The following is a 26,117-nucleotide window of genomic DNA, read 5'->3' on the forward strand; positions in this document are numbered from 1 at the left end:
GTCACCCTACGCCCCGTCCGTCCACCGCACGCCGTCGGACACGGCCTGGCCGCGGGAGGCCAGCACGTCGAGGTGGGCGACCGTCTCGCAGACGGCGAGCATCTGGTTCATGTCGTCCAGGTCGGCGAACGGGATCTCCCGCCGGGTCCAGGTGAGCTGGCGCGCCACCGCGTACCCGTCGACCGGCCCGTCGCGCAGCGTGCGCCGGGTGGCCGCGAGCCGCCGGTCGTGGTGGGCCAGCAGTTCGGCGACCCGGGCGTGCGTGCTGCCCGCCACCGGTCCGTGGGCGGGCAGCAGCCGGGCGTCGGCGTACGTCGTCATCAGGCGCAGCGAACGCAGGTAGTCGGCCAGCGGCAGGCCGGGCTCGCCGAGCTCGAAGCCGATCGACGGGGTGATGTGCGGCAGCACGTGGTCGCCGGCGAAGAGCAGCCCGGCGGCCTCGTCCAAGTAGACGACGTGGCCCTTGGTGTGCCCGGGGGTGGGGATGACGCGCAGCGCCCGGCCGCCGAGGTCGAGCACGCCCGCGCCGAGCCACTCGTCGGGCGCCTCCCAGTCGCGCTCGTCGAAGTCGGCGCCGTCGAGCGCCTTGCCGATCCGGTCGGCGAGGTCGTGCGCGCCGGCGCGGCGCAGGACGTCCATCGAGGTGACCGGGGCGCGGGTGCGGATCTGCTGGAGCATTTCCAGGCCGGGCCGCTCGCCGGCGCCGAGCAGCACCCGCGCACCGAGCAGCCGGCGCAGGGCCACCGCCTGCGTGTAGTGGTCGCGGTGGATGTGGGTGACCAGGATCCGGGTGATGGCGCCCAGGTCGTACCCGAGGGCGGCCATGGCGTCCTCGAGCGCCCGGCGGGACGCCGGCAGCGCCCAGCCGCCGTCCACCATCACGATGCCGCCGTCCTCTTCGAGGAGGTAGACGTTGACCGCCCGGAGCCCGTCGTTGGGCAGCGGCAGCGGCACCCGGTGCACGCCGGGCCGGACGGTCTCGGGGCCGGCCTCGGCCCAGCGCCCCCGGCCGGCGCGCTCCGTCACGCGGCGCCCCGGTCGGCCAGCGACGCGGCCAGCGAGCGGGCGCCGGCCCGGGACAGCTTGCCCACCGCCGTCTGCGGCAGGTCGGGAACGGCGAAGACGTACTCGGGCCACTTGGCCTTGGACAGGCCCTGCTCGTGCAGGTGCGCGGTCACCTCGCCGAGCGGCAGGTCGCCGCCGTCGGCGACGACGACCAGCGCGGCCGCCCGTTCGCCGAGGATCTCATCGGGTACGGGGCCACGCACACCTGCGCGACCCGGGGTGGCTGGCGATCGCCCGTTCCACCTCGGTGATGTCGATGTTGCGGCCGCCGCGGATGATGACGTCCTTCTCCCGTCCCATGATCGTGACGGTGCCGTCGTCGCCGACCACCAGCAGGTCGCCGGTCGGCAGGAACCCGTCGGCGGTCAGCTCGGGCGGATCCACCTTGCCGCCGCGGGCGTACCCGAGAAACAGGGACGGGCCGCGGACCTGAGCCTGGCCGACCTCGCCGGCGCGGACCGGGCGGCCGTCGCCGCCGACCGCGCGCAGCTGCGTGCCCGGGAACGGGCGGCCGTCCCGGCCGAGCCGGATCTCGGGTGGGTCCTCGGGCGCGGGTGAGGTGTGCCCGAGGCACTCGGACATCCCGAAGACCCGCAGGATCCGGGTGCCCAGCGACCGCTCGGCGCGGCCGAGCGCGCCGGCGTTCATCGGGCCGCCGCCCACCGTCATGGCCCGCATGCCGTGCAGGGCGCCGGATCCGGCCGCGGCCGCGCCCAACTGGAGCGCCATCGTGGGTACGCACATGGTCCAGCGGGCCTCGGTCTGCGCCATCCGGGGCAGGGTGGCCGCCGGGTCCCACCGGCCCCACAGCACCAGCGGGCCGCCGAGCAGCAGGGACAGGTAGACGCCGAAGCAGTACGCCGCCGTGGAGGACAGTGGCACGATCGCCGCGACCGCGTCGCCGGGGCGCAGTCCGTTGACGGCGATGGTCTGCTCGGCGGCGTACCGGAGCGCGGCCTCGGACTGCACGACGCCCTTGGCCCGGCCGGTGGAGCCGGAGGTCAGCCCGATCAGGACACCGCCGCCCCACCGCGACACATCTCGCCGGCCCGCCGTGGTACGCGCCACCCAGCCGTCGAGCGCCGGAGCGTCGCGGTCCCCCGGCACCGCCCACTCGGCCAACGCGGCCGGCTCGGCCACCACGACGTCCGGCTGGATGTCCTCGAACGCGGCGGCGAACTCGGCGGCCGTGCTGTGCCGGTTGACGAGGGCGAGCGTCCCCCCGCTCATCCCGACCGCGAGCGTGGCCGCGACCGTACGCCAGGAGTTGTCGGCCTGGAGCAGCACGGTGCCGGAGAGCGTGCCGGCGTCCGCGTGCCGCAGCAGGTCCCGCGCGGTGTGGGAGCCGGAGTCGTCGATCACGGCCACGGCGTCCGGGTCCCGCCGCCGGAACTCGCTCACTACCTGTCGCACTTCGTGCCCCTACTCGAAGAGCTCGAACGACGTGCTGAAGTACGCCTGGTAGCGCGCCATCCGCCCGGCGGGCGAGACGACGGCCGCGGAGTGGAACGCGCCGACCCGCTCGCCGGCGTCCGTCACGACGCCGTACACCGTCTCGAAGTCCCCGTCGGCGGCGGCGCGCAGGACGTGGTGCACGCGCTCGGTGGCGGCCCGACCGGCGATGTAGGCGGCGAAGTCGTCCCGGGACCGGCCGGTCACCTCGCGCCCCGGCAGCGCGATCAGGAATTGGAAGTCCGGTTCGACCCAGTCCAGGGCCTTGTCCGGATCGGAGCTGTCCATGCAGGCCAGGTACTCGCGCAGCACCATCGGAGCCTCCCGTAACTGAGTTCAGTTCAGTTACTAGGACTGTAACGCCGCTGCTACGGCCGCACAACCCGGACGCAGGCGTCCTCGATCAGGTCGCGCACCTCGGCCAGCGGGGTGGTGCCGCGCGGGCGGTACCAGCGCCACACGCTGACGATCATGCCGAGCATGGACAGCGCGAGGGTACGGGCGTCGCGGCGCACGAACACGCCCGCGTCCATCCCCCGCTGCACCAGCTCGGTCCACGATGTCTCGATCTGCTGCACCAGCTCCCGGGCTGCCGCGCGCTCGGTCTCCTCCCGGGCGGACGCGCGCCGGTTGGCCAGCAGGTCGACGTTGTTCTCCAGGATCCGCATGCGCAGCACGTCGTGCCCGGACACGTCGTACGCGGCGCGCACGGCGGCCCGCAGCGCGGCCATCGGGTCGGTCTCGCCGGCGGTCGCCTTGACGAACATCTCGTGCGAGCGCTGCAACTCCATCCGCATGATGGTGAGCAGGCAGTGCGCCTTGGACTCGAAGTAGTGGTAGAGCGCGGTCTGGCCGATGCCGACCTGGTCCGCCACCGCCGACCACTTCGTCGCGTCGTACCCGTTCTTGCCGAAGCTCTTGATCGCCGCGGACAGGATCGCGGCACGCTTGGAGCGAGGCCCCTCGTCCGGTTCTACGATCCGCGTCGCAGGCATCTAAGCTCCCCGAGTTGTCCGTCTTGGAACGACAGCGTAGACGCGACCTGAACTCGGTTCCAGTTGGCTCGCGTCAGAGGCGTTCGACGATGGTGGCGTTGGCCATGCCGCCGCCCTCGCACATGGTCTGCAGGCCGTACCGGCCGCCGGTGCGGCGCAGCTGGTGCACGAGCGTGGTCATCAGCCGGGCGCCGGTCGCGCCGAGCGGGTGCCCGAGGGCGATCGCGCCGCCGTACGCGTTGGTGCGCCCCGGGTCGGCGCCGAGCTCCTTCTGCCAGGCCAGGACGACCGGCGCGAACGCCTCGTTGATCTCCACCAGGTCGATGTCGTCGATGGCGAGACCGGACTGGTGCAGGATCTTCTCGGTCGCCGGGATGGGGCCGGTGAGCATGAAGATCGGGTCGGAGCCGACCACCGCCATCGCGTGCACCCGGGCCACCGGCGCCAGGTTGTGGCGGCGTACGGCGTCGGCGGAGGCGACGAGCAGCGCGGCGGCGCCGTCGGAGATCGGGCTCGACACCGCCGCGGTGAGCCGGCCGCCGTCGCGCAGCGGCTTCAGGGCGGCCATCTTGTCCAGCGACGTGTCCGGACGCGGGCCCTCGTCGGCCGCCACGCCGAACGCGGGCACCACCTCGTCCGCGAACGCCCCGGCGGCCCACGCGGCGGCCGCCCGCTGGTGGCTGGCCAGCGCGAAGCGCTCCATATCCGGGCGGGACACGTCCCACTTCTCGGCGATCAGTTCGGCGCCGTGGAACTGGGACACCTCCTGGTCGCCGAAGTGGGTGCGCCAGCCCGTCCCGTCGTACGGGTTGCCCATCCCCTCGCGGGCGCCGAGGATCGCCGGGCTGGCGATCGGCACCAGGCTCATCACCTCCACCCCGCCGGCGACCACGAGGTCGGCGGCGCCGGACATGACCGCCTGGGCGGCGAAGTGCACCGCCTGCTGCGACGACCCGCACTGCCGGTCGATGGTGGTGCCCGGCACGTGCTGCGGCAGTCCGGCGGCCAGCCAGGCGGTGCGCGCGATGTTGCCGGTCTGCGCGCCGATCTGGCCGACGCAGCCGAGGTAGACGTCGTCCACCGCGCCGGGGTCGACCCCGGTCCGGTCCAGCAGCGCGGCGAGCACGTGCCCGGCGAGGTCCGCGGGGTGTACGCCGCTGAGCCCGCCGCCCCGGCGGCCCACCGGGGTGCGGACGGCGTCGACGATGAAGGCTTCCGGCATCGGTTACTCCTTGCGTCTGTTCAGGAAGGCCGCCACGCCCGCGCGGCCTTCGGGGGAGATCGCGGCGGCGGCCAGCGCCTCCGCCTCGCGGTCCAGGTGTGCGTCCAGATCGGCGGACAGGCCGGCCGCGACGAGCCGGCGGGTGGCGCCGAAAGCGGCGGTGGCGCCGGTTGCCAGCGCCGCGGCGACCCGTTCCACCTCGCCGTCGAGGAGCGAAAGCGCCACCACCCGGGACACCAGCCCGATCTCGGCCGCCTCCCGGGCACCGAGCCGCCGGTTGGTCAGCAGCAGGTCCAACGCCCGCTTCGGGCCGACGAGCCGGGGCAGCGTCCAGGTCACGCCGGCGTCCGGGGTGTAGCCGATGCCGGTGTAGGCGCACACGAACGTGGCGTCGTCGGCCGCGATCGTGAGGTCGGCCGCGGCGGCCAGGCCCACGCCCGCGCCGGCCACCGCGCCGTGCACGGCGGCCACCAGCGGGGCGTCCAAGGCGGCGAAGGCCCGCAGCGCCGCGTGCAGGGCGCCGGTCACCTCGACCAGATGCCGGGCCAGCGCGTCACCCTCGAACGACGCGAACTCGCGCAGGTCGCCGCCCACGCAGAAGGATCGCCCGGCGCCGCGCAACACGACGGCGCGTACCCGATGCTGCTGGCACGCGGTCGCGGCCGCGAGCAGGCCGCGGGCGGTGGCCAGGTCGATGGCGTTGCCCCGGTCCGGGCGGCGCAGCCGCACGTGCGCGACGCCGTCGCGCACGTCGAGGGTGACCGGCTCGCTCATCGCGCGGTCCAGCCGCCGTCGACGACCAGGACCTGCCCGGTGCAGTACGAGGAGGCGTCGGAGGCGAGGAACAGCAGCGCGCCGTCCAGTTCGCCGCCCTCGCCGCCGCGGCGCAGCATGGTGTTGCGCTCGACCCAGGCGCTGGAGCGGGTGTCCGCGAACAGCGCCTCGGTCATCTCGGACCGGAACCAGCCGGGGGCGAGGGCGTTGACGCGCACGCCGGTGCGGCCCCACTGGCCGGCCAGCTCGCGGGTCAGGCCGAGCAGCCCGGCCTTGGACGCGGCGTAGCTGGCGCCGCCCATCGGGGCGCCGGAGACCAGGCCGAGGATCGAGGCGACGTTCACGATGCTGCGGCTGGTGTCCGGGCCCGCCGCCTCCGCCATGAGCCGGGCCAAATGGAACGGGGCGACGAGGTTGACCGCGAGCACGTCGGCGAAGTCGTCGGGGGTCTCGTCGGCCGCGCGCGGGGCGCCCGACATGCCGGCGTTGTTGACCAGCACGTCGAACCGGCCGGTGGCCGCCAGGACCGTCTCGACCAGCCGGGCGCGATCCGCCTCGCTGCTCACGTCGCACGCCACCGGGTGGATGCGGGCGTCGGCGGCGGCGACCTCGGCCAGCCGCTCCACCCGCCGGGCCGCGGCGAAGACGGTCGCGCCGGCGGCGGCGAGGACCGCGGCGAAGCGGGCGCCGAGCCCCGACGACGCGCCGGTGACCACCGCTGTGCGGCCGCACAGCGAGAAGAGCTCACTGTTCATGACTCGACGCCGATGGGCAGCGCGAGCGCGCCGCCGTCGATGACCAGGGTCTGGCCGGTGATCCAGGACGAGGCGTCCGAGGCCAGGAAGACGGCCGCGTGCGCGACGTCCTCCGGCGTGCCGAGCCGGCGCAGCGGCAGCTTCGCGGTCAGGATCGGCTCGCGTACCTCCCAGACCGCGCGGGCCAGCTCGGTCTTGATCAGGCCGGGCGCGATGGCGTTGACCCGGGCCTTGGGCCCCAGCTCGTACGCCAGCTGCCGGGTCATGTGGATCATGGCGGCCTTGGTGGCGTTGTAGTAGCCGATGTGCGGGTCGACGATCAGCCCGCCGACCGAGGCGATGTTGACGACGGCGCCGCCGTGCTCGGCCATCGACGCCTTCCAGGCGCAGCGGATCCAGGCGAGCATGCCGTACTGGTTGACCCGCACGGTCTTCTCCGCCCGCGGCAGGTCCAGGTCGATCAGGTCGCCGTGGTACGGGTTGGTGGCCGCGTTGTTGACCAGGATGTCGAGGCGGCCGAACCGGGCCATCGTCTCGTCCACACAGGACTGCGCCTGGTCCGGCTCGCCGGCGTTGGCGACCACCGTGTGCACGCCACCGGGCGCCTCGACCGCCTCCAGTGCGGCGCGGGCGGCGGCGAGGCCGTCGGCCTTGCGGGCGGCGAGGACCACGTGCGCGCCGGCCGCCCGGTACGCGTGCGCGATGGCCAGCCCGATGCCGCGGGACCCGCCGGTGATGACCGCGACCCGACCTTTTAGGACGGTCATGCCGCTTCCTCCTTGTACTTGGCCAGCTCCCGGCGCGCCACGGTGCGCAGGTGCACCTCGTCCGGACCGTCGGCGATGCGCAGCGCGCGGGTGATGGCGAACAGGCGGGCCAGCACGGTGTCGTCGCTGACCCCGGCCGCACCGTGCGCCTGCACCGCGCGGTCCACCACGCGGTGCGCCACCTGCAGGGCGGCCACCTTGATGGCGGCCACCTCCGTACGCGCCGCCGCGTTGCCCACGGTGTCCATCAGCCACGCCGACTTGAGCACCAGCAACCGCAGCTGCTCGACCTCGATCCGGCTGTGGGCGATCCACTCGCGTACCACGCCCTGGTCGGCGAGCGGGCCGCCGAACGCCTCGCGGGCCAGCACCCGGCGGCACATCAGCTCCAGCGCGCGCTCGGCGAAGCCCACCGCCCGCATCGCGTAGTGCATCCGGCCCGGCCCGAGCCGCCCCTGGGCGAGCGCGAAGCCCTCCCCCTGCGCGCCCAGCAGGTTGGCGGCGGGCACGCGTACGTCGGTGAACTGCACGTCGCCGTGCCCGAGCCGGTCGGTGTAGCCGAACATGGGCAGGTCGCGCAGCACCGTGATGCCCGGGGTGTCGCGCGGCACGAGCAGCATGCTCTGCTGGCGGTACGCCGGAGCGTCCGGATCGGACACTCCCATGAGGATGATCAGCGCGCAGTCCGGGTCGAGGATCCCGGAGGTGTACCACTTGCGGCCGTTGACGACGTACGCGTCGCCGTCCCGGGTGATCCGGGTGCGCAGGTTGCGCGGGTCGGAGCTGGCCACGTCCGGCTCGGTCATCGCGAAGCAGGACCGGATCCGCGCCTCCAGCAACGGGCGCAGCCACCGGTCCCGCTGCTCGGGCGTGCCGTAGAGGGCGAGCAGCTCCATGTTGCCGGTGTCCGGGGCGGAGCAGTTGAAGACCTCCGGCCCGATGATGGACCGGCCGGCGATCTCGGCCAGCGGGGCGTACTCCAGGTTGGACAGTCCGGCGCCCCAGTCGCCGTGGGACATGAACAGGTTCCACAGCCCTTCGGCGCGGGCCTTCTCCTTCAGCTCGCGCATGACCGGCGGGAGCGCGTGCGGGTCGTCGGCCGCGGCGAGCTGCTGGTCGTACACCGGCTCGCCGGGGTAGACGTGCTGGTCCATGAAGGAGCGCATCCGGTCCTGCAGCTCCCGGGCGCGCGGCGAGAAGTCGAAGTCCACTGTGGTCCTCAGTCCAGTAGCTCGGCGGCGGTACGGATCATCGCGGCGATGGTGGGCGGCAGCCGTTCCTGGTCCGGGTCGTGGATCCGGCCCTCGCGGTGGCGGCGCAGGTTGTGGCCCATGATGGCGGCCATCTTCATCCGGCACAGCGCCTGGAACCAGGTGAGCGCCGGCGGCGGCGCGGCGCCGTCCAGGTAGGTGTCCAGCAGCTCCTTCTCCCCCGGCAGGCCCTCGACCGGCCGGCCGAGGGCGGGAAAGTTGCGGTGGTCGGCGAAGAGCAGGAACCAGCCCAGGTCGGTGCGCGGGTCGCCGACCGTCCAGATCTCCCAGTCGACGACGGCGGCCACCCGCTCGTCTTGGCACAGCGTGTTGCCGAGCCGGAAGTCGCCGTGCACGAGCACGGGCGGCAGGTCCGTTGGCACGCCCTTCGCGAGCCGGCGCAGCAACGCCTCCGAGCCGGGCCGCCGCTCGTCGGGGACCGCGCGCATGGTGCGCGCCCACCGCGCAAGCTCCGAGTGCAAGGAAGGGCCCCCTGTTATCGCTTTTTGCATAGCAAGGTGCCCTTGCATGCACTCGATCTTGAGGGTGTGGAGGCGGTGCAGCACGCGGGCGGCGTCGAGCATGCGTGCCGCTAGGAGGGAGCCGGGCAGGTCGTGCGAGTCGAGGACCGGCTCCACGGCGTCGCCGTCGACGTACTCCATCGCGAACCAGGCCGGCTCCGCCTCGTCGACCACCACGACCTCGGGTACGGGCACCGGCGTACCGGCCAGGGCCCGCAGCACCCCAGCCTGGCGCAGCATGTCGTTGCGCCCAACCGGCCGTTCCGCGGGCGGCACCGCCTTGACCACGTACCGGCGCTCCCCCACCGGGACCGTGTACGTCAGCCCGGAGTGCCCGCCGGGCAGCGTGCGCAGCGGTCCCACCGGTTGCCCGGGAAAGGCGGCACGGACGCGGTCGGCCAGGTCGCTCATCGGGGCTCTTTCGGCAGGCCCAGCACCCGCTCGGCCAGGATCGTGCGCTGGATCTCGTCGGAGCCGCCGGCGATCCGGTAGCCGGGCGCGCCCAGCAGGTGCTCGGTCCAGGCGTACGTGCCCCATTGTCCGGTGTCGGCGACCAGGCGCGGGCCGAGCAGGCGCAGCGCCAGGTCGCCGGTGCGCCGCATGGTCTCGGTGGCGTACAGCTTGCCCACCGACGCCTCGGCGCCCGGCTCGCGGCCGGCGACCAGCGCGGCGGTGACCCGCAGCCCGATCAGGCGCTGCACCATGGCCCGGACGAACAGGTCGGCGACCTGCTCCGCCTCGCCGCCGACCAGGGGCCGGTCCAGATGCCGGGCGAGCGCGACCGCGCGGTCGGCGTTGGCCAGCCCGAGCGAGCCGCTGTCCAGCCGCTCAGCGGCCAGCACGCTGAGCGTGACCCGCCAGCCCTGCCCCACCGGTCCGAGCCGGTCGGTGTCCGGCACGACCACCTCGTCGAGGTAGACCTCGTTGAAGGCGGCGCCGCCGGTCATCTGCCGGATCGGCCGTACGGTCACCCCGGGCGCGTCCATCCGTACCAGGAACACGGTGATGCCAGCGTGTTTGGGCGCGTCCGGGTCGGTGCGGCAGACCGCGACGCCCCAGTCCGCCACCCGCGCGCCGGAGGTCCACACCTTGTGTCCAGAAAGGATCCACCGGTCGCCCTCGCGGGTCGCGCGGGTGCGCACCGCGGCCAGGTCCGAGCCGGCCTCGGTCTCCGAGAACAGCTGGCAGGCCAGCTCGTCGGTGCGCAGCATGGGCGCGATCCACCGGTCCTGCTGCTCGGGCGTGCCCCAGATCCGGATGGCCGGGGCGACGAGCTGCTGGGTGACCGGAAAGACCTCGGTGCGGCGGGGCACGTCGTACGCCGCCTCCTCGGCCCGGTAGAGCTGCTCGTAGTACGCCGGCAGGTCCCGGCCGCCGAAGCGCGCCGGCCAGCTCAGCGCGCCCCAGCCGGCCGCGTACCGGGTCCGCTCCCAGGCCCGGATCCGGTCGGTGTGCGCGCGCTCCTGCTCCGCGGTCCAGTTCTCGAACACGGCGACCGAGTCGTCGCCGGTGCCCCACGCACCGTCCGCCGCCTGTGGCGAAGCGACGCTCGCCAGCCAGCGTCGCGCCTCGGCGCGGAACTCGCTCACCTGCTCAGCACCGTGCACGCGCTCACCCCCGGAGCCCCGTAGACATGGGTGAACCCGATGCGCGGCGTGCCGGGGACCTGGCGCGCGCCGGCCCGGCCGCGCAGCTGCTGGACCACCTCGTACACCTGGCGCAGGCCGGACGCGCCGATCGGCTCGCCGTTGGCGATGCAGCCGCCGTCGGTGTTGACCGGCAGCGCGCCGCCGATGTCCGTGGCGCCGTCGGCGATCAGCTTCTCCTGCTCGCCGTCCGCGCAGAAGCCACATTCGGCCAGGTGCATCACCTCGGCCCCGCTCTCGGTGTCCTGCAGCTGGCAGACGTCCACATCGGACGGTGCGGCCCCGGCGGTCTCGAACGCGGCGGCCGCCGCGTCGCGGCTCACGCTGGTCGGCTCGCCGGCGGCGACCCACGGGCTGAAGACCTCGAAGGACCCGAAGCGCCGGGTCCGCACCACCGCGGCGTCCAGTCGCACGGGTACGCCTATCGCCGCCCTGGAAAGCACCACCGCCGCCGCGCCCTCGCCCGGGGAGCAGAACATGTACCGGGTCAGCGGGTCGCTGACCATCCCGGAGGCGAGGATCTCCTCGGCGCTGATCGGGTCGCGCCGCCAGGCGTTGGGGTTGCGGCTGCCGTTGCGGTACGCCTTCTCGGCCACCAGCGCGAGCGTGCGGGCGCTGATGCCGTACTCGTGCATGTAGCGCTGGATCTTCATGCCGAAGAACTGGGTGGTGACCATCAGCCCGTCGCGGCCGTACGCCTCGTCCAGCCCCCAGTCGGCCGGCAGCGGGTCGAACGCGCCGCGCGGGTGCTTGTCGAACCCGACCGCGAGCGCGATGTCGGCCATGCCGGCGCGGATGGCGTTGACCGCGCTGACCAGCGCGCTGCCGCCGGTCGCGCAGCCGTTCTTGACGTTGACGAACGGCACGCCGGTCAGGCCGAGCTCTGCCACCAGCGTGTCGGCGAGGCCGGCCGCGTCGCTGCCGCCGAACGCCGCCCCGACCTGGGACCAGCCGATCCCGGCGTCGGCCAGCGCCGCCCGTACGGCGTGGACGGCGTGCTCCCGGCCGCTGGTGTGCTCGGTGCGGCCGAACCACGAGATCCCGGCGCCGGCGATGAACACCTCACCCATCACGCCTCCCCGATCGCGGTGGCCCGGGGCACGCCGCCGGTGGCCTCGATCCGGTACGGCGCGCCGATCCTGATCGCGTCGAGGTCGCCGTCGAGCACGGCCGCGACGCGTACCCCCTCGGGCAGCTCCACGTAGCCCACCGCGAAGGGCGGAAGCCCTCCGCCGGCGGGACGTACGGCGGGGACTTGGGGGCGAAGCGCTGCACCGTCCAGGTCCACAGGTGACCCACAGTGGACAGTGCGTACGGCGCCGCCCCCGCCCGCACCGCGGGCACGCGTCGTCGGCCGGGTACACCGTCACCGCGCACTCGGTGCAACGGGAGCCGACCAGTGCCGCCATCGCCTCAGCGGCCCTTCCACTTGGGTTCGCGCTTTTCCAGGAACGCCGCCACGCCCTCCGCGGCGTCCTCGGAGTTGAGGGTCACGCCGACCGCGAGGTGCTCCAGGACCATCAGCGAGTGCACGTCCGCGTCGAGGCTGCGGTCGATCGCCATCTTGGTGATGCGCATCTGGAACGGGCTCTTGTCGGTCAGGTGGCTGATGAACTCCTCCACCGTCGCGTCCAGCTCCTCGGCCGGCGCCGACTTGTTGATCAGGTCGAAGTCGGCGGCCTCCACACCGGACAGCAGCTTGCCGGTGAGCATCAGCTCCTTGGTCTTGCGGATGCCGATCATGCGGGGACGCGGTAGATCGGGCCGGCGCCGCCGAAGAGGGCGCGGCGGATGTGGAAGTCGCCGATCTTGGCGTCGTCGGCCGCGATGGCGAAGTCGCACGAGATCATCAGCTCGAAGCCGCCGGCGGTGACGTATCCCTCCAGCACGGCCACCGAGGGGGTGTTCATCGAGTACATCCGGTCGCAGACCTTGGCCGAGATGACCGCGACGTCCATGGCGGTGCTGCGGCCGATGTAGTCGGCCTGCAGCTCGTCCAGGTCGAAGCCGGAGCAGAACGTGCCGCCGCGCCCCCGCAGCACCAGGACGCGCAGCTCGGGGTCGGCGTCGACCTCGGTGATGATCTCGTCCAGCCGTTTGAGGAGGGTCAGGGTGACGGCGTTCTTCTTCCACGGGCGGTTGAGCCACACGCGGGCCACATGCCCATCGCGTTCCAGCTGGATCTCGTCGGTTTCGATCACGGTGCCTCCTTGAGCGGATTTCAGTGGGTAGCGGATTTCAGTGGATGAGGTCCAGCAGCGCGGCCAGCCGCGCCCGGTGCGCGTCGGCCGTGCCGAAGAGCACCTCGGTCGAGCGGGCCCGCCGCACGTACCGGTGGGCCGGGTGCTCCCAGGTGAAGCCGATGCCCCCGTGCAGCTGGACGTACTCGGCCGTGGCGAGCCGGTACGTCTCGGAACAGACCACCTGGGCCGCGCTGGCCGCGACCGGCAGCTCGTCCGGCGCGCCGGTGACGCAGGCCGCCGCGTACGCCGCCGCCGAGCGCGCCGCCTCGACCTCGACCAGCAGGTCGGCCAGCCGGTGTTTGACCGCCTGGAACGAGCCGACCGGCCGGCCGAACTGCTGGCGCTGCGCCACGTACGCCACGGTGGCCTCCAGCGCGTGGGCGCTGCCACCGACCTGCTCGGCGGCCAGCCCGGCCCGGCCGACGTCGAGGACCCGGTCCACCACGGCGGCGGCGGTGCCCGGCTCGCCGATCGGGATCAGTGGCGTCTGTCGCAGCGTGACCAGCGCCTGCGGGCGGGTGGGGTCCAGCACCGGCCGGGCCTGGGCGGCCAGGCCGTGCGCGCCGGCCTCGCAGGCGAACAGGCGGGCGCCGGCCTCGGTGCGGGCGACGAGGAGGATGAGGTCGGCGCCGGTCCCGTCGAGGACGAGGTCGGCGCGGCCGTCGCCCACCCAGCCGCCGAACTCCGGCGTGGCGGTCACCTCGGTGCCGGCGTCGCCGAAGCCGGCCACGGTCGCGGTGAGCGTGCCCGCGGCGATGCCCGGCAGGTACCGGCGGCAGGCCGCGCGGTCGGCGCTCAGCAGCAGGGCGTGGCCGGCCAGCACCACTGTGGACAGTAGGGGCCCGCAGGCGAGGGCCCGCCCGGCCTCCTCCAGCGCGACGGCGAGCTCGGCGAACGAGAAGCCGGACCCGCCGTACTCCTCCGGGATCGCCAGGCCCTGCACGCCGATCTCCTTGGCCAGCCGCGACCAGAGCGCCCCGTCCTCCTCCGCCGCCGGCGTCTCGGCGAAGAGGTCGCGCAGGACGGCGCGCAGCTGCGCGCGCTCCTCGGTCTCGCCGAGGAGCGCCGGGTCGACGTCGCGCATCCCACCCTCCCGCCTTTAATTGAACTCAGTTCAGTAACGGTAACCCACCAGCGGATCGCCGGCAAGGTCAGGCCGTGAAGCGACCGCCGTTGGCCAGCAGCACCGCCCCGACGAGGTTGGCCGCCCCGTCGCCGGCGAGGAAGAGCGCGACGTCGGCGATCTCCTCCGGCGTCGCGTACGGGCGGACACGGCCGCCCGACATCGAATGCCGCAGCGCCTCCGGCGTCCGCGCGGCCATGCCGGTGTCCGTCGGCCCGGGCGCCACGACGTTGACGCGGATCCCGAAGGCGATGGCCTCCTTCGCGACCGACTGGCTCAGCGCGTGCACCCCGGCCTTGGCGGCGGCGTAGTGGGCGTACCCGATCGGCGCGTCGAACGACGCCGACGAGCCGACGACGACGATCGCGCCGGAGCGGGCCGGCAGCATCGCCCGCAGGGCGGCGCGCAGGACGTGGAACGTGCCGTCGAGGTTGACGGACCGCACCCGGCGCCACGAGGCGTCGTCCAGCCGGGCCGTGATGTCGGGCGGCTCCCCCGCGGTCAGCGCGTCCGCGATCGCCTGCTTGGCCGCCGGGTCGTCCACGCCCGCGGCGTGCACCACGACGTCCAGCCGCCCGTGGTCCCGGACGACCTGCGCGATCGCCTCCTCCACTCCGGCGGCGTCGGCGACGTCCACGGTCGCGGCGCGGGCGGCCGGCAGCGCGGACGCCACGGCCCGCGCGGCGGCGGCGTTCACGTCGGCCACCACCACCGCCGCGGCGCCCCGGCCCGCCAGGCCCCGCGCCACGGCGGCGCCGATCCCCGAGCCGCCGCCGGTGACCAGGGCCGTCTTGTTGGTGAACATGAGCCACCTCACCTCCTGAACTGATATCAGTTTGCTACCGTGGCGGCATGCCGGTGTCAACACGCGACCGGGCGCTGCGCCTGCTCGAACCGGGGCGCCCGCCCGCGCTCGTCGAGGTCGACCGGCCCGTCCCGCGCGGCACCGAGGTGCTCGTCAGGGTGACGGCCGCCGGGCTGTGCCACTCCGATCTGCACGTCATCGACGCGGCACCGTTCGCGACGCCGTACACGCTCGGCCACGAGGTGGCCGGACAGGTGGCGCGGGTGGGCCCGGACGCCACCGGCGTCGCGCCGGGCGACCCGGTGGTGGTGTACGGCCCGTGGGGCTGCGGCGGGTGCGCGCGCTGCGCGGCCGGCCGGGACAACTACTGCGACCGCCGCGCCGAGCTGACCTGGGCCGGCGTGGGACTCGGCCGGGACGGCGGGATGGCCGACCACCTGCTGGTGCCGTCGGCCCGGTACCTGGTGCCGATCGGCGACCTCGACCCCGCCCAGGCCGCGCCGCTGGCGGACGCCGGGCTCACGCCGTACCACGCCATCCAGCGATGCCTGCCCGCGCTGCGCGTGGACGCGACGGTGGCCGTCATCGGCGTCGGCGGCCTCGGGCACGTGGCCATCCAGCTGCTGCGCGCGCTGACCCCCAGCCGGGTGATCGCGGTCGACGTCCGCCCCGAGGCGCTCGCGCTCGCCGACAAGTACGGCGCCCACGCCAGCGTGCCCGCCTCCGCCGACGCCGACCGCCACCTGCGCGGGGCGGACGTCGTACTCGACTTCGCCGGCACCGAGGCGACGCTGGCGCTGGCCGCGCGGAGCCTGCGCGCCGACGGCGACCTCGTGATCGTGGGCAGCGGCGGCGGGCAGCTGACCGTCCGCAAACCCGGCCCGCTGCCCCCGGGCGGCCGGGTGTCGCTGCCCTTCTGGGGCACCCGGGCGGAGCTCGCCGACGTGGTCGCGCTGGCCCGCTCCGGTGCCATCACCGTCGAGGTCGAGCGCTTCCCCCTCACCGCCGCCGCGGACGCCATCGACCGGCTGCGCGCCGGCCGGCTCACCGGCCGCGCGGTCCTGATCCCCACGCGTTGAAGGAGCTCCCGTGACACCAACCCCGTCCCGTACCGCGATCGTCACCGGCGCCGCCCGCGGCATCGGCGCCGCGGTGGCCCGCCGCCTCGCCGCCGACGGCTTCGCCGTCGCCGTCCTCGACCGCACCGAGGGCGACGGCAAGCAGACCGTCGCCGCGATCGACGCCGCGGGCGGCCGTGCCGTGGCGGTCGGCGCCGACGTCGGCGACCCCGATCGGGTACGCGCCGCGGTGGACCAGGTGGCCGCCGAGCTCGGACCGCCCGGCGTGCTGGTGAACAACGCCGGCATCACCCGGGACAACCTGCTCTTCAAGATGACCGACGACGACTGGGACGCGGTCATGTGGGTGCACGTGCGCGGCGCGTTCCTGATGACCCGGGCGGTCCAGCGGCACATGGTGGACCAGGGCTGGGGCCGGATCGTCAACCTGTCCAGCACGTCCGCGCTCGGCAACCGCGGGCAGGCCAACTACGCCGCCGCCAAGGCCGGTCTGCAGGGCTTCACCAAGACGCTGGCCATCGAGCTGGGCCGGTACGGCGTGACCGCCAACGCGATCGCGCCCGGCTTCATCGCCACCGACATGACGGCCGCCACCGCGGCCCGCGTCGGGATGTCCGTCGCGGACTTCCAGCAGGCCGCCGCCGCCCAGATCCCGGTGCGCCGGGTCGGCACCCCCGAGGACATCGCGCACGTGGCGTCGTTTCTGGCCAGCGACGCGGCCTCGTTCGTGTCCGGCCAGATCGTCTACGTCGCCGGCGGTCCGGCCGCGTAGCCGGGTCGGCCCGTCCACGATGGACATCGGCGCTGGCCCCCTCTAGGCTCGCGCCGCATGGGTGAGCTCACGACGGAGCGGTTCGCCGAGCTGCGGCAGCGAAGCAGCCTCCTGGTGGCGGGCCTGCTCGTGTTTCCCCGGCTGGACGGCGACCTGGACGCCAAGCGTGAGCTCATCGGCGCCGGGCAGGCGTTCGCGCTGATCCAGCGCGGGCACCTGCGGTTCGCCGGCGTGGCGGACGCCCCCATGGTGGCGCGTGCCGAGGTGCCCCCGGACGAGGAGCTGCGGCCGGAGGAAGCGCTCCTGGTCGACGAGCTGTGCCCGACCGCCGAGCCGGCGCCGTTCCCCCGGTACGGCCCGATCCTGGCCCGGCTCGGCCCGGTGATCGAGTCCCGGGCGCACGCCGAGGGGCTCCTGCGCCGGCCGGCGATCGGTCTCCTGGCTGGCAGGTTCGGCCGCACCCGGGCCGGCAACCAGTTGGCCGGGGACCTGCTGGCGCTGCGCGATGACCTGCGGTCGTACGCGGCGGGCGGAGACCCGGCGCGGATCGAGCCGGCGGCGCAGGCGGCGGCCCAGCCCTACGCGATCATGCTCGGCGTCCGCGTCATGTAGTGCTCTGCTCGCCGGTAGGGCTCTGCTCGCCGGCGATCGCCCGTACGCACCGGCGCGCCGGATCGGGAGCGACGCCGGCGGCGACGAGGACGGCGGTCGCGGCGGCTGTGCAAGTTCCCCTGGTCGCGGTGATCCTGCCCGGACGCCGCCGGGCCGCCGCGGCCGAGCCGGAGCACGCGAGCGCCGAGCCGTTGACAACACCGGACCCAGAGTTGATGATTTCATCAGTTATGCGGAGGTGATCACAACATGGCGACGGCACACGAGGACCTGCACAGCGAGCGCGGGGCGGTGCGCGGCGACCGGCCGGCGCGTGCCATCGACCCGGTGATCAAGGTCGAGGACCTGGCCTGGCTGGAGTTCGAGAAGCCGGACCTGGACGCGGCGGAGCGGTTCGCGCACGACTTCGGGTTCGCCACCGCGTTCCGCGACGGCGCCGAGCTGCACCTGCGCGGGACCCTGCCCGGATCGCAATGCGTGATCGTCCGCCAGGGCCGAAGGTCGCGGTTCGTCGGGCCGGCGTTTCGCGCGTCTGATCGCGCGGATCTGGAGCGACTCGCGCGTGCCCGCGGTACGAGCGTGCGGGAGCTGCCCGGCCACGGGGCCGTGGTGCGGCTGACCGACCCGTCAGGCGTCCCGGTCCAGGTGGTGGCGGGGACCGAGGAGCTGCCAGAGCTGCCCCGGCAGGCGCCGCTGCCGCTCAACGTCGGGCGGCTGCGGCGGGTCAACGCGACCCAGCGGCCACCGCGCGCGCCGGCGCGCATCGAGCGGCTCGGCCACGTCGTGCTGGAGACGCCCCGGTTCGGCCGGACGCTGGACTGGTACCTGGAAAACCTCGGGATGATCGTCAGCGACTTCCTGTACTTCCCCGGACAGCGCGACCGCGGCCCGACCATGGCGTTCGTCCGCTGCGACCGCGGCACGACACCGGCCGACCACCACACCCTCGCGATGCACCTGGGGCCGGGCCGCCGGTACGTGCACTCGGCGTACCAGGTGGCCGACCTGGACGCGGTCGCGGCGGGCGGGGAGTTCCTGGCCGGCCGCGGGTACAAGCGCGCCTGGGGCATCGGCCGGCACATCCAGGGCAGCCAGATCTTCGACTACTGGCGCGACCCGGACAGCGTGATGGTCGAGCACTTCGCCGACGGGGACATGTTCGACAACACCGTCGAGGTGGGCTGGGCCCAGATGTCGGCCAGCGGGCTGGCGCAGTGGGGGCCCTCGGTCACCCGGGACTTCCTCGGCGCCAAACCGTCCGCGCACGTGCTCCGCGACCTGGTCACGGCGCTGCGCGACGGCGACAACGAGTTCGACGTCCGGCGCCTGGTCGGACTGCTGAAGGTGGCTACCCGATGAGCGTGAACCTGGTCCGGTACGCGACCGCCGACGGCGCCGCGTGGGGCGTACTGCGCGGCGACGACGTCCTGCCGCTGCCGCCCGAGTACGTCACCACCGCCGACGTGCTCGGCGACGGCGCGAAGCTGGCGCGGACCCTCGACACCGCACCGGTCCGGCGGGACGGGCTGCGGTTGCTGCACCCCACGCCCGGCGCCCGGATCGTCTGCCAGGGCGCCAACTACCGGTCCCACATGGTCGAGTCCGGGATGGACCCGGACCGGGCGTTCAACATGCTCTTCACCAAGTCGACGGCCTCGCTGGCCGGGCCGGACGACGACATCGTCCGGCCCGCGCACGTGCGGCTGCTGGACTACGAGGTCGAGCTGGGCATCGTGCTCGGCAAGTCCATCACCGGCCCGGTCACCGTCACCGACGACAACCTTTCCGAGTACGTCGGCGGGTTCGTGCTCGCCAACGACGTCAGCGCCCGGGACGTGCAGCTACCGCAGGGCCAGTGGTACAAGGGCAAGAGCTACCCGTCGTTCTGCCCCGTGGGGCCGTACCTGTGCGTACCCGATGAGCGGGAGGTCGCGCGCTGGCGCGAGCTGCGGCTGACGCTGTCCGTCAACGGCGCCCCGCGGCAGGACGGGCTGGCCGGCGACATGGTCTTCGGCCCGGCCGCGACGCTGTCCGAGCTGTCCGGGCTGGAACGCCTCGACGCCGGCGACCTGCTGCTGACCGGTACCCCGGGCGGTGTCGCCCTGCAGCCGCCGGGCGCGCTGGTGCAGCGCGTCGCCGGGTTGCTGCCCGAGGCCAAGCGGTGGGAGCTGTTCGTGAAGGGGCAGGCGCGCAGCGACGCGTACCTCAAGCCGGGCGACCGGGTGGTCGCCGCGATCCGGACCGATGACGGCGCGCTGGACCTCGGCGCGCAGCACAATACGGTGCGATGACACCACACGTTCAGGCCGCGGTGATCGGTGCCGGGCCGACCGGCACCACGGCCGCGATCATGCTGGCGCGGCGCGGCGTCGAGTGTCTCGTGCTGGACCGCTGGCCCGAGGTGTACCCGCTGCCGCGGGCGGTGCACTTCGACGACGAGGTCTTCCGGATCCTCGCCGGCCTCGGCGTCGGCGAGCAGGTACGGGCCATCTCCCGCCCGGCCGCGGGCATGCGCCTGGTCGACGCGAACCTGCGGCCGCTGGCCGAGTTCACCCGCGACCCGCACGCGGGCCCGCACGGCTACCCGCAGGCGAACATGTTCGACCAGCCGGACCTCGAACGCGTCCTGCGGGCCCGGCTCGCCGAGCTGCCCCACGCCCGGCTGCGTACCGGGGTGGAGGTGTTCGCCGTCGAGCAGGTGCCCGGCGGCCCGGCACCGGTACAGGTGCGCTACCGCGACCTGAGCACCGGCGCCGAGCTCGAGGTCTGGGCGGACGCGGTGCTCGGGTGCGACGGCGCCAACAGCCTCGTCCGTGACGGCATCGGCGCCGCCATGGAGGACCTGGGGTTCGCGCAGCGGTGGCTGGTCGTCGACGCGCACAGCCCGCGGCCCCTCGACGGGTACGACGGGGTGCAGCAGGTCTGCGACCCCGACCGGGCGGCCACGTTCATGATGGTCACCCCGGGCCGGTACCGGTGGGAGTTCCGGCTGCGCGACGGCGAGCCGGACGACCTGGACCAGGCGCGCGTCGTCGCGCTGATCCGGCCCTGGCTCGGCACCGTCGACCCGGACAAGCTCACGTTCCAGCGCCGCACCGCGTACACCTTCCGGGGCAGCGTGGCGCGGCGCTGGCGCGACCGGCGGGTGTTCCTGCTCGGCGACGCCGCGCACCTCACGCCGCCGTTCATCGGCCAGGGCATGTGCGCCGGCATCCGCGACGCCGCCAACCTCACCTGGAAGCTCGCGCTGGTCCTTTCCGGCCGGGCCGGCGACCGGCTGCTGGACACCTACGAGGCCGAGCGGCGCCCGTACGCCCGCCGGGTCGTCCGCATGGCGATCCTCGTCGGCTGGCTCATGACCGGCTGCAGCGCGCGCACCGCCGGGCTGCGGCGGGCCGCCCTGCGTACCGTGAGCCGGCTGCCCGGCGTCGAGCAGCGGGTCCTCGACACGGCCTGGCCCGCCTTTCCCGCCGGGCCGTTGACCGCCCGTCGCGACCGCGCCGCGGGCCGGCTCTGCCCGCAGCCGCGCGTGCGTACGGCGGACGGCGACGTGCCGCTGGACCAGGCCCTCGGCGACGGGTTCGCGGTCGTCACCCGCCGCCCCGACACGGGTAGCGCCTTCGACCCGCGGACGCGTGACTTCTTCGAGGCGCTCGGCACCCGGTTCGTCCACTGCGACGATCCAGCGCTGCGGCCCCTGTTCGACCGGGCCCGCGCCGAGGCTCTGCTGGTGCGGCCGGACCGGGTGGTCGCCGCCAGCGCCGACCGGGCCGACCTGCGCGGCTGGCGCCACCTCCTGGAGGCCGCCGGGATCACCTCTACGATTTCGGCATGACGCAGGCGGCATCCGGAAATCGTCTGGACCGGCGCAAGGCACGCACCCGCGCCGCGCTGGTGTCGGCCGCCCGGGCGCTGCTGACCTCCCGCGATCCGGGCGAAGTCAGCATCCAGGAGATCACCGACGCGGCCGACGTGGGCTTCGGGTCCTTCTACAACCACTTCACGTCGAAGCAGGAGCTCTTCGAGGCGGCCGTGGACGAGGTCATCGAGGAGCACGGCGCGATGCTGGACGAGGTCACCGCGGACATCCGCGATCCGGCCGAGGTCTTCGCCGCGTCGGTGCGCATCACCGCGCGGTTCCCGAAGACGCAGCCCGAGATGGCGAAGATCATCGACCGGGTCGGGCCGCGCTACCTCACCGCGTCGCACGGGCTGGCGCCGCGGGCGCTGCGCGATCTGCTGCACGCCCGGGACGCCGGCCGGCTCGCGTTCGCCGACCCGACCGTGGCCATCGCGTGCGCCGGCGGCGCCCTGCTGGGCGTGCTGCACCTGAGCCTGTTCCAGCAGCAGGCGTCCGCCATCGACCACGCCGCGGACGAGCTCGCCGTCAGCCTGCTGCGGATGTTCGGACTGGCCGAGGCCGACGCCCGCGAGGTGGCCGGCCGCCCGCTGCCGCGCTCACGCTGACCCCGCCTCGCGGGCTGAGCCGCCGGTCAAGCGCTGGCGGACAGGTCGTGCGTGGCGGTACGGCCGGCGCCGGTGGCCTTGGCCAGGAAGTCGGCCACTAGCCGCAGTTGCCCGTCGTCGTACTCGGCGCAGATGGCGTCCATCGCCGTGTTCATCCCGGCGAAGAGGCCGAACATCTCCTTGCCGCGGTCCGGCAGCGCGCGGACGATGACAGCGCGCCGGTCCGCGGCGTCACGCTCGCGCACGATCCAGCCGGCGCGCTCCAGCCGGTCCAGGATGCCGGTCATGGTGGCCGGGTGCAGGCCGGCCAGGCGGGCCAGGGCGGTCGGGCTCAGCGGCCCCTGCCGGCTGACGAGGTCGAGACAGTCCATGTCGATGTCCTTGAGGTCGAGGTGGGTCCCGACCTGGCGGTTCAGCATCGACAGCTGGTTGTGCAGGTCGCGCATCGACTCCTTGATCTGCGTGGTGAGGCGCCGCCGGGCACGCTGATCCCCTGATGTTACGTGACTCATATTGTCTCGATCCCGAACTCAACTAATATGGTTCTCAAATAATACGGCATCGAGAGTCCCAGAGAGGGGCAGGACCGATGAGACTCACGATCGTGGCCGCCACCGGCGGCATCGGACGGCACCTGGTCGAGCAGGCGGTGGCCGGCGGGCACGAGGTGACCGCCGTCGCGCGCCGCCCCCGCGACCTTCCGCCCGGCATCCGCACCGTCGCCGTCGACCTCGCCGCGCCGGACCCGCGGGCGCTGGCCTCGGCCGTCCGCGGCGCCGACGCCGTGCTGTCCGGGCTCGGCCCGCGCGACCCGCGCACGGACGTCGGCATCACCTCGGGCGGCACCCGCGCGATCGTCGCGGCCATGCAGGCCGAGCACGTCCGGCGGATCATCATCGTCAGCGCCGCACCGGTCGGACCGGTGCCCGTGCCCGGCCAGCCGAAGCCGCCCCGGCACGATCCGGGCGACGGCTTCTTCATGCGCCACCTGGGCAGCCGGTTCGCCCGCGCGCTGTTCGGCAAGCACTACGCCGACCTCGCCCTGACCGAGCAGATCCTGCGCGACAGCGGTCTGGAGTGGACGGTGTCCCGCCCGCCGAAGCTCATCGACAAGCCGCTGACCGGCACGTACCGGGTGGCGCTGAACCGCAACATCCGCGGCGGGTTCTCCGTGCCCCGCGCCGACGTGGCCCACCATATGCTCCGCATGGTGGACCAACCCGAGACCGTCAAGCAGGTCGTCGGCGTCGCGAGCTGACACACTCGGCGGTATGGACCCGTCCGCCGCAGCCCGCGAGCGCGCCGGCGCGTACCTGCGAGCCGGGGAGGAGCTGTCCCAGCTCCAGCTGGCGGCCCGCCGCGCCGGGGCGGACCAGCTCGCCGACCGGTTCGCCTACGACGGTGGCCTACCGTGGACGGCGCGGTGGCTGTTGCCGGTCGAGGAGACGCACCACCGCACGCTCGCCGCGCTGCGCGGGCCGGTCGTGGCACTGTGGACGGTCCGCGGGATCGTCGGCGCCGTCGCCGCGTCCGGCGAGTACGGGGTGTGGGACCTCGACAGCGGCGACCCCCTCGCGCACGGGCACGGCGCCGTGGAGGTGGGCGCCACCACCGTCACCGGCCGGCACGTCCTGGCCGCCACCGACGAGACCGGGCTGCGGCTGTGGGAGGCCGTGGACGGCGCCCCGGTCGAGCGGGACCGGGTCGCCGTGGTCCTGCGGCCGCGGTCCCTGCGGGCCGTCACGCCGCGCGACGGGGATCCGCTGCTGGTCGGCGTCGAGCAGACCGTCTACGTCGACGACTGGACCATGATGGACTCCACCACGACCGCCGGCGGCGTACGCGCGTGGGCGATCGCCGGCGACCCGCCCCGGCTGCGCGAGTGCCAACCGCCGCCGCTGCCGCACCCGCCGCGGGTCGACGCCCGGTATCCGGCGGTGTCGGTGCTCGCTCACGCCGAGACCTGCCTGCTCACCGGCGGCCTCGACGGCGTCCTGCGGGCCTGGGAGCCGGCCGGGCGCCCGGACCCGCCCCCGGTACCGGTCGCGTCGCCGACGGCCGCCGCCTGCGCCACCCGGTCCGACGGGCGGCGGATCGCCGTGGTCACCCACGACAACCGGCGGGTCGGCGCCTGGGACCTGGTCGAGGGCGCGCCGCCGCCGGACGCGCTGCACGACGCGCACTACGCCGTCGGGGTCGCCTGCGTACGGGCGCCCGGCGGGCCGCTTCTCGCGGTGACGGCCGGCCTCGACGGGCGGATGTGCGTGTTCGACGTGGACACCGGTGCCCTGCTGCGCACGGTCGTCATGCCGGTGGCCGATCCGCTGCCCGGCACCGGCAGCTACCGCCCGCCCGGAGTGCCGGCGCCGGAGCCGGGCCCCGAGCCGGTGCGCGCCGTCGCCGCCACGGTGCTGCCGGACGGCCGCGCGGTCGCCGTCACCGTCGGAGACCTGGGCTGGCTGCGCTGGTGGTGCCCGCTGACCGGGGCGGCGCTCGGCGCCGTCCGGCTGAGCCAGGGCGGCCGGGCCGTCGCGTGCGGTCGCCGCCCGGTCCTCGCCGTCACGACCGGGCACGTGCTGCGCGTGTACGACGTGACGACCGCCCAACCGACCGCCGCCATCCCGGTCAGCGGGCCGCATGCCCTGTCCGCCCTGGCGATCCTCGACGACCTGGTCGTCGCGCTCGACGACACGGGCCGCCTGCACCGGTACCGGTTGCCGGACGGCGCGCCGGTGGGCGATCCGCTGCACGGGCACTACCGGGACGCCCGGACCGTCGCGTGTGGACGGCACCCGGACGGGCGCGCGATCGCGGTCTCCGGCGGCTTCGACGGCACGGTACGGGTCTGGGACCTGGACGCCGGTACGCGGCTGCACCGGATCCCGATGGAGCACCCGGTCTACGCCGTCGCCCTCGCCGACGACGGCGCCATCCTGGTCGGTATGCAAAGCGCAATCGGTGTCCTGCGCCTACACCCGGCTGTCCGGAGTGGACGGTAGGCGTCAGCGGGGTCCTCCCCCAGGTCCTCGCCGTCCAGCAGCAGCCGGCGCACCGGATCCGACGGCACCGGGTCCACCCCGGCGCGGATCAGCCGGGCGGTGTACAGGTGCACCAGACGGGTCAGCTCCCGCGCCCGCCGCGCGGCGACGACCGGCCCGCGTACCGGGTCGACACGGCTCCACAGTGGATCGCGGCGGGCCGCCTGCGCGGCCGTACCCGCGGCGGCGCGCATGGCGTCGCGGACGTCGCCGGAAAGGGCGGCGCCCAGGCAGTCCCAGACCTCCTCGATCCGCGGCGCGTCGGGGTCGCCGACCGACCCGGCCGCGGCGTCCAGCTCGGCCCGTAGCGCGCCGCGCGTCGCCTCGCCGGGCCGCGCCAGCCACGCCCGCAGGCATCCGAGCGCCCGGGTCTCCCCCTGGTCCGGCGCGGCGGCGATCCGCGGCTCGATCGCGGCGGCGGCCTGGCGCAGGACCTCCCGACCCAGCCGCGCCCGCTGCGGGCCGTCCAGTCCGTCGACCGGATCCGGCCGGGCACCGGTGTCCGGCGGCGGCTCGACGGCGAGCGCGCCATCCAGCGCCCACCGCTGCCCATCTTGGCGGGTGTGGCGGCGCATCCGCTCCAGCACGGCCCGCAGCTCGGGCGCGTGGGTCAGCAGGTGCCGGTAGCCCAGCAGCCCGATCAGCTTGCGCTCGTCGGGCTCGGTCAGGACGCGCACCGCGATCGCCGCGCCGACCGCCGCGTCGTCCACGCCGCGCAGCGCTTCGCACGCCTGGCTTCGCGTGTACGGCGCGGCGTCGGCGAAGAACCCGGCCACGGCCAGCGCGTTGGGCCGGTCCCGGCGACGGCGTACCAGGCAGGACAGCAGCATGGCCCGCGCCCGCGGGTCACGCTCCACCCGCGCCGCCGCGATGAACGGCTCGCTGCCGACCGGCGTGAACCGCAGCGACCGGGCGGCCACGGTGCGCACCGAGGGCGCGGGGTCCTCGCGCAGGAGCCGCAGGCAGACGTCCAGGTCCAGCACCGTCGCCGGCACCTCCAGCGCCTCCACCCGCACCGCCGCCGCGGGGTCGGTGACGAACCGCGCGCTGAACTCCCCCGTCCGGTCGATCGACAGCACCGCTCGGACGGCACGCAGCCGTACCCGGTCCTCGGCGTGCGTCTCCAACTCCCGCCGCAGCGGCTCGTACTTCGGCCCGAGGAAGTGCAGCAGGGTGGCGACCCGGTCGTCGTCCAGGTCCAGGTCGAGCGCCGCCGCCCGGATCCGCGGGTCGTCCTCCTGCCGCCGGCCCAGGATCCGGCCCAGCGCCTGCGCCGCGGCGTCGCCGACGTGCTCGTACACCTCGGCGATCCCGCCTTCCGTACGGACCTCGGCGGTGTCGTGCAGCGCCATCTCCAGCAGCGGGTCCACCAGCCCCAGGTCGCCGGAGATCGCGGCGCGGCGGGCCGCGGCCAGCCGTACCTCGTCGTCCGGATGCCCGAGTCGGTCGCGCAGCGACATGCCCGCCTCCCCCTGCCAGGCAGCCCAGAATAGCCGGACATCGAGTCCACCGGATGCGGCAAGCTTGACCG

General features: G+C 74.5%; 29 protein-coding genes. 9 read left to right on the plus strand and 20 right to left on the minus strand.

Annotation, left to right across the window (positions count from 1 at the left end):
• Positions 1 to 6 precede the first annotated feature (6 nt).
• The 18 genes from Prum_RS00535 to Prum_RS00610 form a co-directional block, all read right to left on the minus strand.
• The gene (locus Prum_RS00535) at positions 7 to 1,026 is read right to left on the minus strand and encodes an MBL fold metallo-hydrolase (protein WP_173072960.1); all 1,020 of its coding nucleotides are present in this window, start codon (positions 1,024 to 1,026) and stop codon (positions 7 to 9) included.
• Entirely contained in the window at positions 1,023 to 1,268 is a 246-nt protein-coding gene (locus Prum_RS49005) for an AMP-binding enzyme (protein WP_218576923.1), read from the minus strand. Before Prum_RS49005 ends, Prum_RS00535 begins: the two co-directional genes overlap by 4 nt.
• Positions 1,246 to 2,478, minus strand: coding sequence for a class I adenylate-forming enzyme family protein (locus tag Prum_RS00540; protein WP_218576924.1), 1,233 nt, complete (start codon positions 2,476 to 2,478; stop codon positions 1,246 to 1,248). Before Prum_RS00540 ends, Prum_RS49005 begins: the two co-directional genes overlap by 23 nt.
• A 9-nt stretch (positions 2,479 to 2,487) precedes the next feature.
• Entirely contained in the window at positions 2,488 to 2,832 is a 345-nt protein-coding gene (locus Prum_RS00545; RefSeq protein WP_173072962.1) for a nuclear transport factor 2-like protein, read from the minus strand.
• A 53-nt stretch (positions 2,833 to 2,885) separates the two neighbouring features.
• Positions 2,886 to 3,512: a TetR/AcrR family transcriptional regulator gene (locus tag Prum_RS00550; protein ID WP_173072964.1), complete on the minus strand. Its 627-nt coding sequence runs from the start codon at positions 3,510 to 3,512 to the stop codon at positions 2,886 to 2,888.
• Positions 3,513 to 3,585: 73 nt separating this feature from the next.
• Complete coding sequence (locus Prum_RS00555; protein WP_173072966.1) at positions 3,586 to 4,734, minus strand: acetyl-CoA C-acetyltransferase; 1,149 nt, start codon at positions 4,732 to 4,734, stop codon at positions 3,586 to 3,588.
• A gap of 3 nt (positions 4,735 to 4,737) precedes the next feature.
• Positions 4,738 to 5,508: an enoyl-CoA hydratase/isomerase family protein gene (locus Prum_RS00560; RefSeq protein ID WP_173072968.1), complete on the minus strand. Its 771-nt coding sequence runs from the start codon at positions 5,506 to 5,508 to the stop codon at positions 4,738 to 4,740.
• Positions 5,505 to 6,263, minus strand: a complete 759-nt coding sequence (locus Prum_RS00565; protein WP_173072970.1) for an SDR family NAD(P)-dependent oxidoreductase — start codon at positions 6,261 to 6,263, stop codon at positions 5,505 to 5,507. Before Prum_RS00565 ends, Prum_RS00560 begins: the two co-directional genes overlap by 4 nt.
• Positions 6,260 to 7,030 (minus strand): SDR family oxidoreductase, encoded by a 771-nt coding sequence (locus tag Prum_RS00570; protein ID WP_173072972.1) that lies wholly within the window; start codon positions 7,028 to 7,030, stop codon positions 6,260 to 6,262. The genes Prum_RS00565 and Prum_RS00570 overlap by 4 nt, the downstream gene beginning before the upstream one ends.
• The gene (locus Prum_RS00575) at positions 7,027 to 8,241 is read right to left on the minus strand and encodes an acyl-CoA dehydrogenase family protein (RefSeq protein WP_173072974.1); all 1,215 of its coding nucleotides are present in this window, start codon (positions 8,239 to 8,241) and stop codon (positions 7,027 to 7,029) included. The genes Prum_RS00570 and Prum_RS00575 overlap by 4 nt, the downstream gene beginning before the upstream one ends.
• A gap of 8 nt (positions 8,242 to 8,249) precedes the next feature.
• Positions 8,250 to 9,212: a phosphotransferase family protein gene (locus Prum_RS00580; RefSeq protein WP_173072975.1), complete on the minus strand. Its 963-nt coding sequence runs from the start codon at positions 9,210 to 9,212 to the stop codon at positions 8,250 to 8,252.
• A complete protein-coding gene (locus tag Prum_RS00585; RefSeq protein ID WP_173072977.1) occupies positions 9,209 to 10,390 on the minus strand; it encodes an acyl-CoA dehydrogenase family protein in 1,182 nt (393 codons plus the stop codon). Before Prum_RS00585 ends, Prum_RS00580 begins: the two co-directional genes overlap by 4 nt.
• Positions 10,387 to 11,517 carry a thiolase family protein gene (locus Prum_RS00590; protein ID WP_173072979.1) on the minus strand — a complete coding sequence of 377 codons (1,131 nt, stop codon included), beginning with the start codon at positions 11,515 to 11,517 and terminating at the stop codon, positions 10,387 to 10,389. Before Prum_RS00590 ends, Prum_RS00585 begins: the two co-directional genes overlap by 4 nt.
• Positions 11,517 to 11,735 (minus strand): OB-fold domain-containing protein, encoded by a 219-nt coding sequence (locus Prum_RS53505; protein WP_281368826.1) that lies wholly within the window; start codon positions 11,733 to 11,735, stop codon positions 11,517 to 11,519. Before Prum_RS53505 ends, Prum_RS00590 begins: the two co-directional genes overlap by 1 nt.
• Positions 11,736 to 11,860: 125 nt before the next feature.
• A complete protein-coding gene (locus Prum_RS53510) occupies positions 11,861 to 12,190 on the minus strand; it encodes an enoyl-CoA hydratase/isomerase family protein (RefSeq protein WP_218576926.1) in 330 nt (109 codons plus the stop codon).
• Complete coding sequence (locus tag Prum_RS53515) at positions 12,187 to 12,648, minus strand: enoyl-CoA hydratase/isomerase family protein (RefSeq protein WP_218576927.1); 462 nt, start codon at positions 12,646 to 12,648, stop codon at positions 12,187 to 12,189. The genes Prum_RS53510 and Prum_RS53515 overlap by 4 nt, the downstream gene beginning before the upstream one ends.
• Positions 12,649 to 12,685: 37 nt before the next feature.
• A complete protein-coding gene (locus Prum_RS00605) occupies positions 12,686 to 13,774 on the minus strand; it encodes an acyl-CoA dehydrogenase family protein (protein ID WP_173072981.1) in 1,089 nt (362 codons plus the stop codon).
• 67 nt (positions 13,775 to 13,841) lie between these two features.
• A complete protein-coding gene (locus tag Prum_RS00610; RefSeq protein ID WP_173072983.1) occupies positions 13,842 to 14,618 on the minus strand; it encodes an SDR family NAD(P)-dependent oxidoreductase in 777 nt (258 codons plus the stop codon).
• 47 nt (positions 14,619 to 14,665) lie between these two features.
• Here Prum_RS00610 and Prum_RS00615 point away from each other — a divergent pair, with 47 nt between their 5' ends.
• The 7 genes from Prum_RS00615 to Prum_RS00645 all read left to right on the plus strand — a co-directional run bounded on the left by Prum_RS00615 (position 14,666) and on the right by Prum_RS00645 (position 21,548).
• A complete protein-coding gene (locus Prum_RS00615) occupies positions 14,666 to 15,697 on the plus strand; it encodes an NAD(P)-dependent alcohol dehydrogenase (RefSeq protein WP_173072985.1) in 1,032 nt (343 codons plus the stop codon).
• A gap of 10 nt (positions 15,698 to 15,707) precedes the next feature.
• Complete coding sequence (gene fabG, locus Prum_RS00620) at positions 15,708 to 16,469, plus strand: 3-oxoacyl-ACP reductase FabG (RefSeq protein WP_173072987.1); 762 nt, start codon at positions 15,708 to 15,710, stop codon at positions 16,467 to 16,469.
• A gap of 57 nt (positions 16,470 to 16,526) precedes the next feature.
• Positions 16,527 to 17,081, plus strand: coding sequence for a hypothetical protein (locus tag Prum_RS00625; RefSeq protein WP_173072989.1), 555 nt, complete (start codon positions 16,527 to 16,529; stop codon positions 17,079 to 17,081).
• A 249-nt stretch (positions 17,082 to 17,330) separates the two neighbouring features.
• On the plus strand, positions 17,331 to 18,440 hold the full coding sequence (locus Prum_RS00630) for a VOC family protein (protein ID WP_173072991.1): 1,110 nt from the start codon (positions 17,331 to 17,333) through the stop codon (positions 18,438 to 18,440).
• Positions 18,437 to 19,372 carry a fumarylacetoacetate hydrolase family protein gene (locus Prum_RS00635; RefSeq protein WP_173072993.1) on the plus strand — a complete coding sequence of 312 codons (936 nt, stop codon included), beginning with the start codon at positions 18,437 to 18,439 and terminating at the stop codon, positions 19,370 to 19,372. The genes Prum_RS00630 and Prum_RS00635 overlap by 4 nt, the downstream gene beginning before the upstream one ends.
• Positions 19,369 to 20,916: a bifunctional 3-(3-hydroxy-phenyl)propionate/3-hydroxycinnamic acid hydroxylase MhpA gene (mhpA, locus tag Prum_RS00640; RefSeq protein WP_173072995.1), complete on the plus strand. Its 1,548-nt coding sequence runs from the start codon at positions 19,369 to 19,371 to the stop codon at positions 20,914 to 20,916. The genes Prum_RS00635 and mhpA overlap by 4 nt, the downstream gene beginning before the upstream one ends.
• Positions 20,913 to 21,548 (plus strand): TetR/AcrR family transcriptional regulator, encoded by a 636-nt coding sequence (locus Prum_RS00645; protein WP_173072997.1) that lies wholly within the window; start codon positions 20,913 to 20,915, stop codon positions 21,546 to 21,548. The genes mhpA and Prum_RS00645 overlap by 4 nt, the downstream gene beginning before the upstream one ends.
• Positions 21,549 to 21,574: 26 nt before the next feature.
• Here the strand turns inward: Prum_RS00645 and Prum_RS00650 are convergent, their stop codons facing one another.
• On the minus strand, positions 21,575 to 22,060 hold the full coding sequence (locus tag Prum_RS00650; RefSeq protein ID WP_173072999.1) for a MarR family winged helix-turn-helix transcriptional regulator: 486 nt from the start codon (positions 22,058 to 22,060) through the stop codon (positions 21,575 to 21,577).
• 77 nt (positions 22,061 to 22,137) lie between these two features.
• Here Prum_RS00650 and Prum_RS00655 point away from each other — a divergent pair, with 77 nt between their 5' ends.
• A complete protein-coding gene (locus Prum_RS00655; RefSeq protein ID WP_173073001.1) occupies positions 22,138 to 22,806 on the plus strand; it encodes an NAD(P)-dependent oxidoreductase in 669 nt (222 codons plus the stop codon).
• Positions 22,807 to 22,819: 13 nt separating this feature from the next.
• Positions 22,820 to 24,547: a WD40 repeat domain-containing protein gene (locus tag Prum_RS00660; protein ID WP_173073004.1), complete on the plus strand. Its 1,728-nt coding sequence runs from the start codon at positions 22,820 to 22,822 to the stop codon at positions 24,545 to 24,547.
• Here Prum_RS00660 and Prum_RS00665 read toward each other — a convergent pair.
• The gene (locus Prum_RS00665; protein WP_173073006.1) at positions 24,448 to 26,046 is read right to left on the minus strand and encodes a hypothetical protein; all 1,599 of its coding nucleotides are present in this window, start codon (positions 26,044 to 26,046) and stop codon (positions 24,448 to 24,450) included. The genes Prum_RS00660 and Prum_RS00665 overlap by 100 nt on opposite strands.
• Positions 26,047 to 26,117: the final 71 nt, after the last annotated feature.

The organism is Phytohabitans rumicis (genome assembly GCF_011764445.1).
Lineage (GTDB): Bacteria > Actinomycetota > Actinomycetes > Mycobacteriales > Micromonosporaceae > Phytohabitans > Phytohabitans rumicis.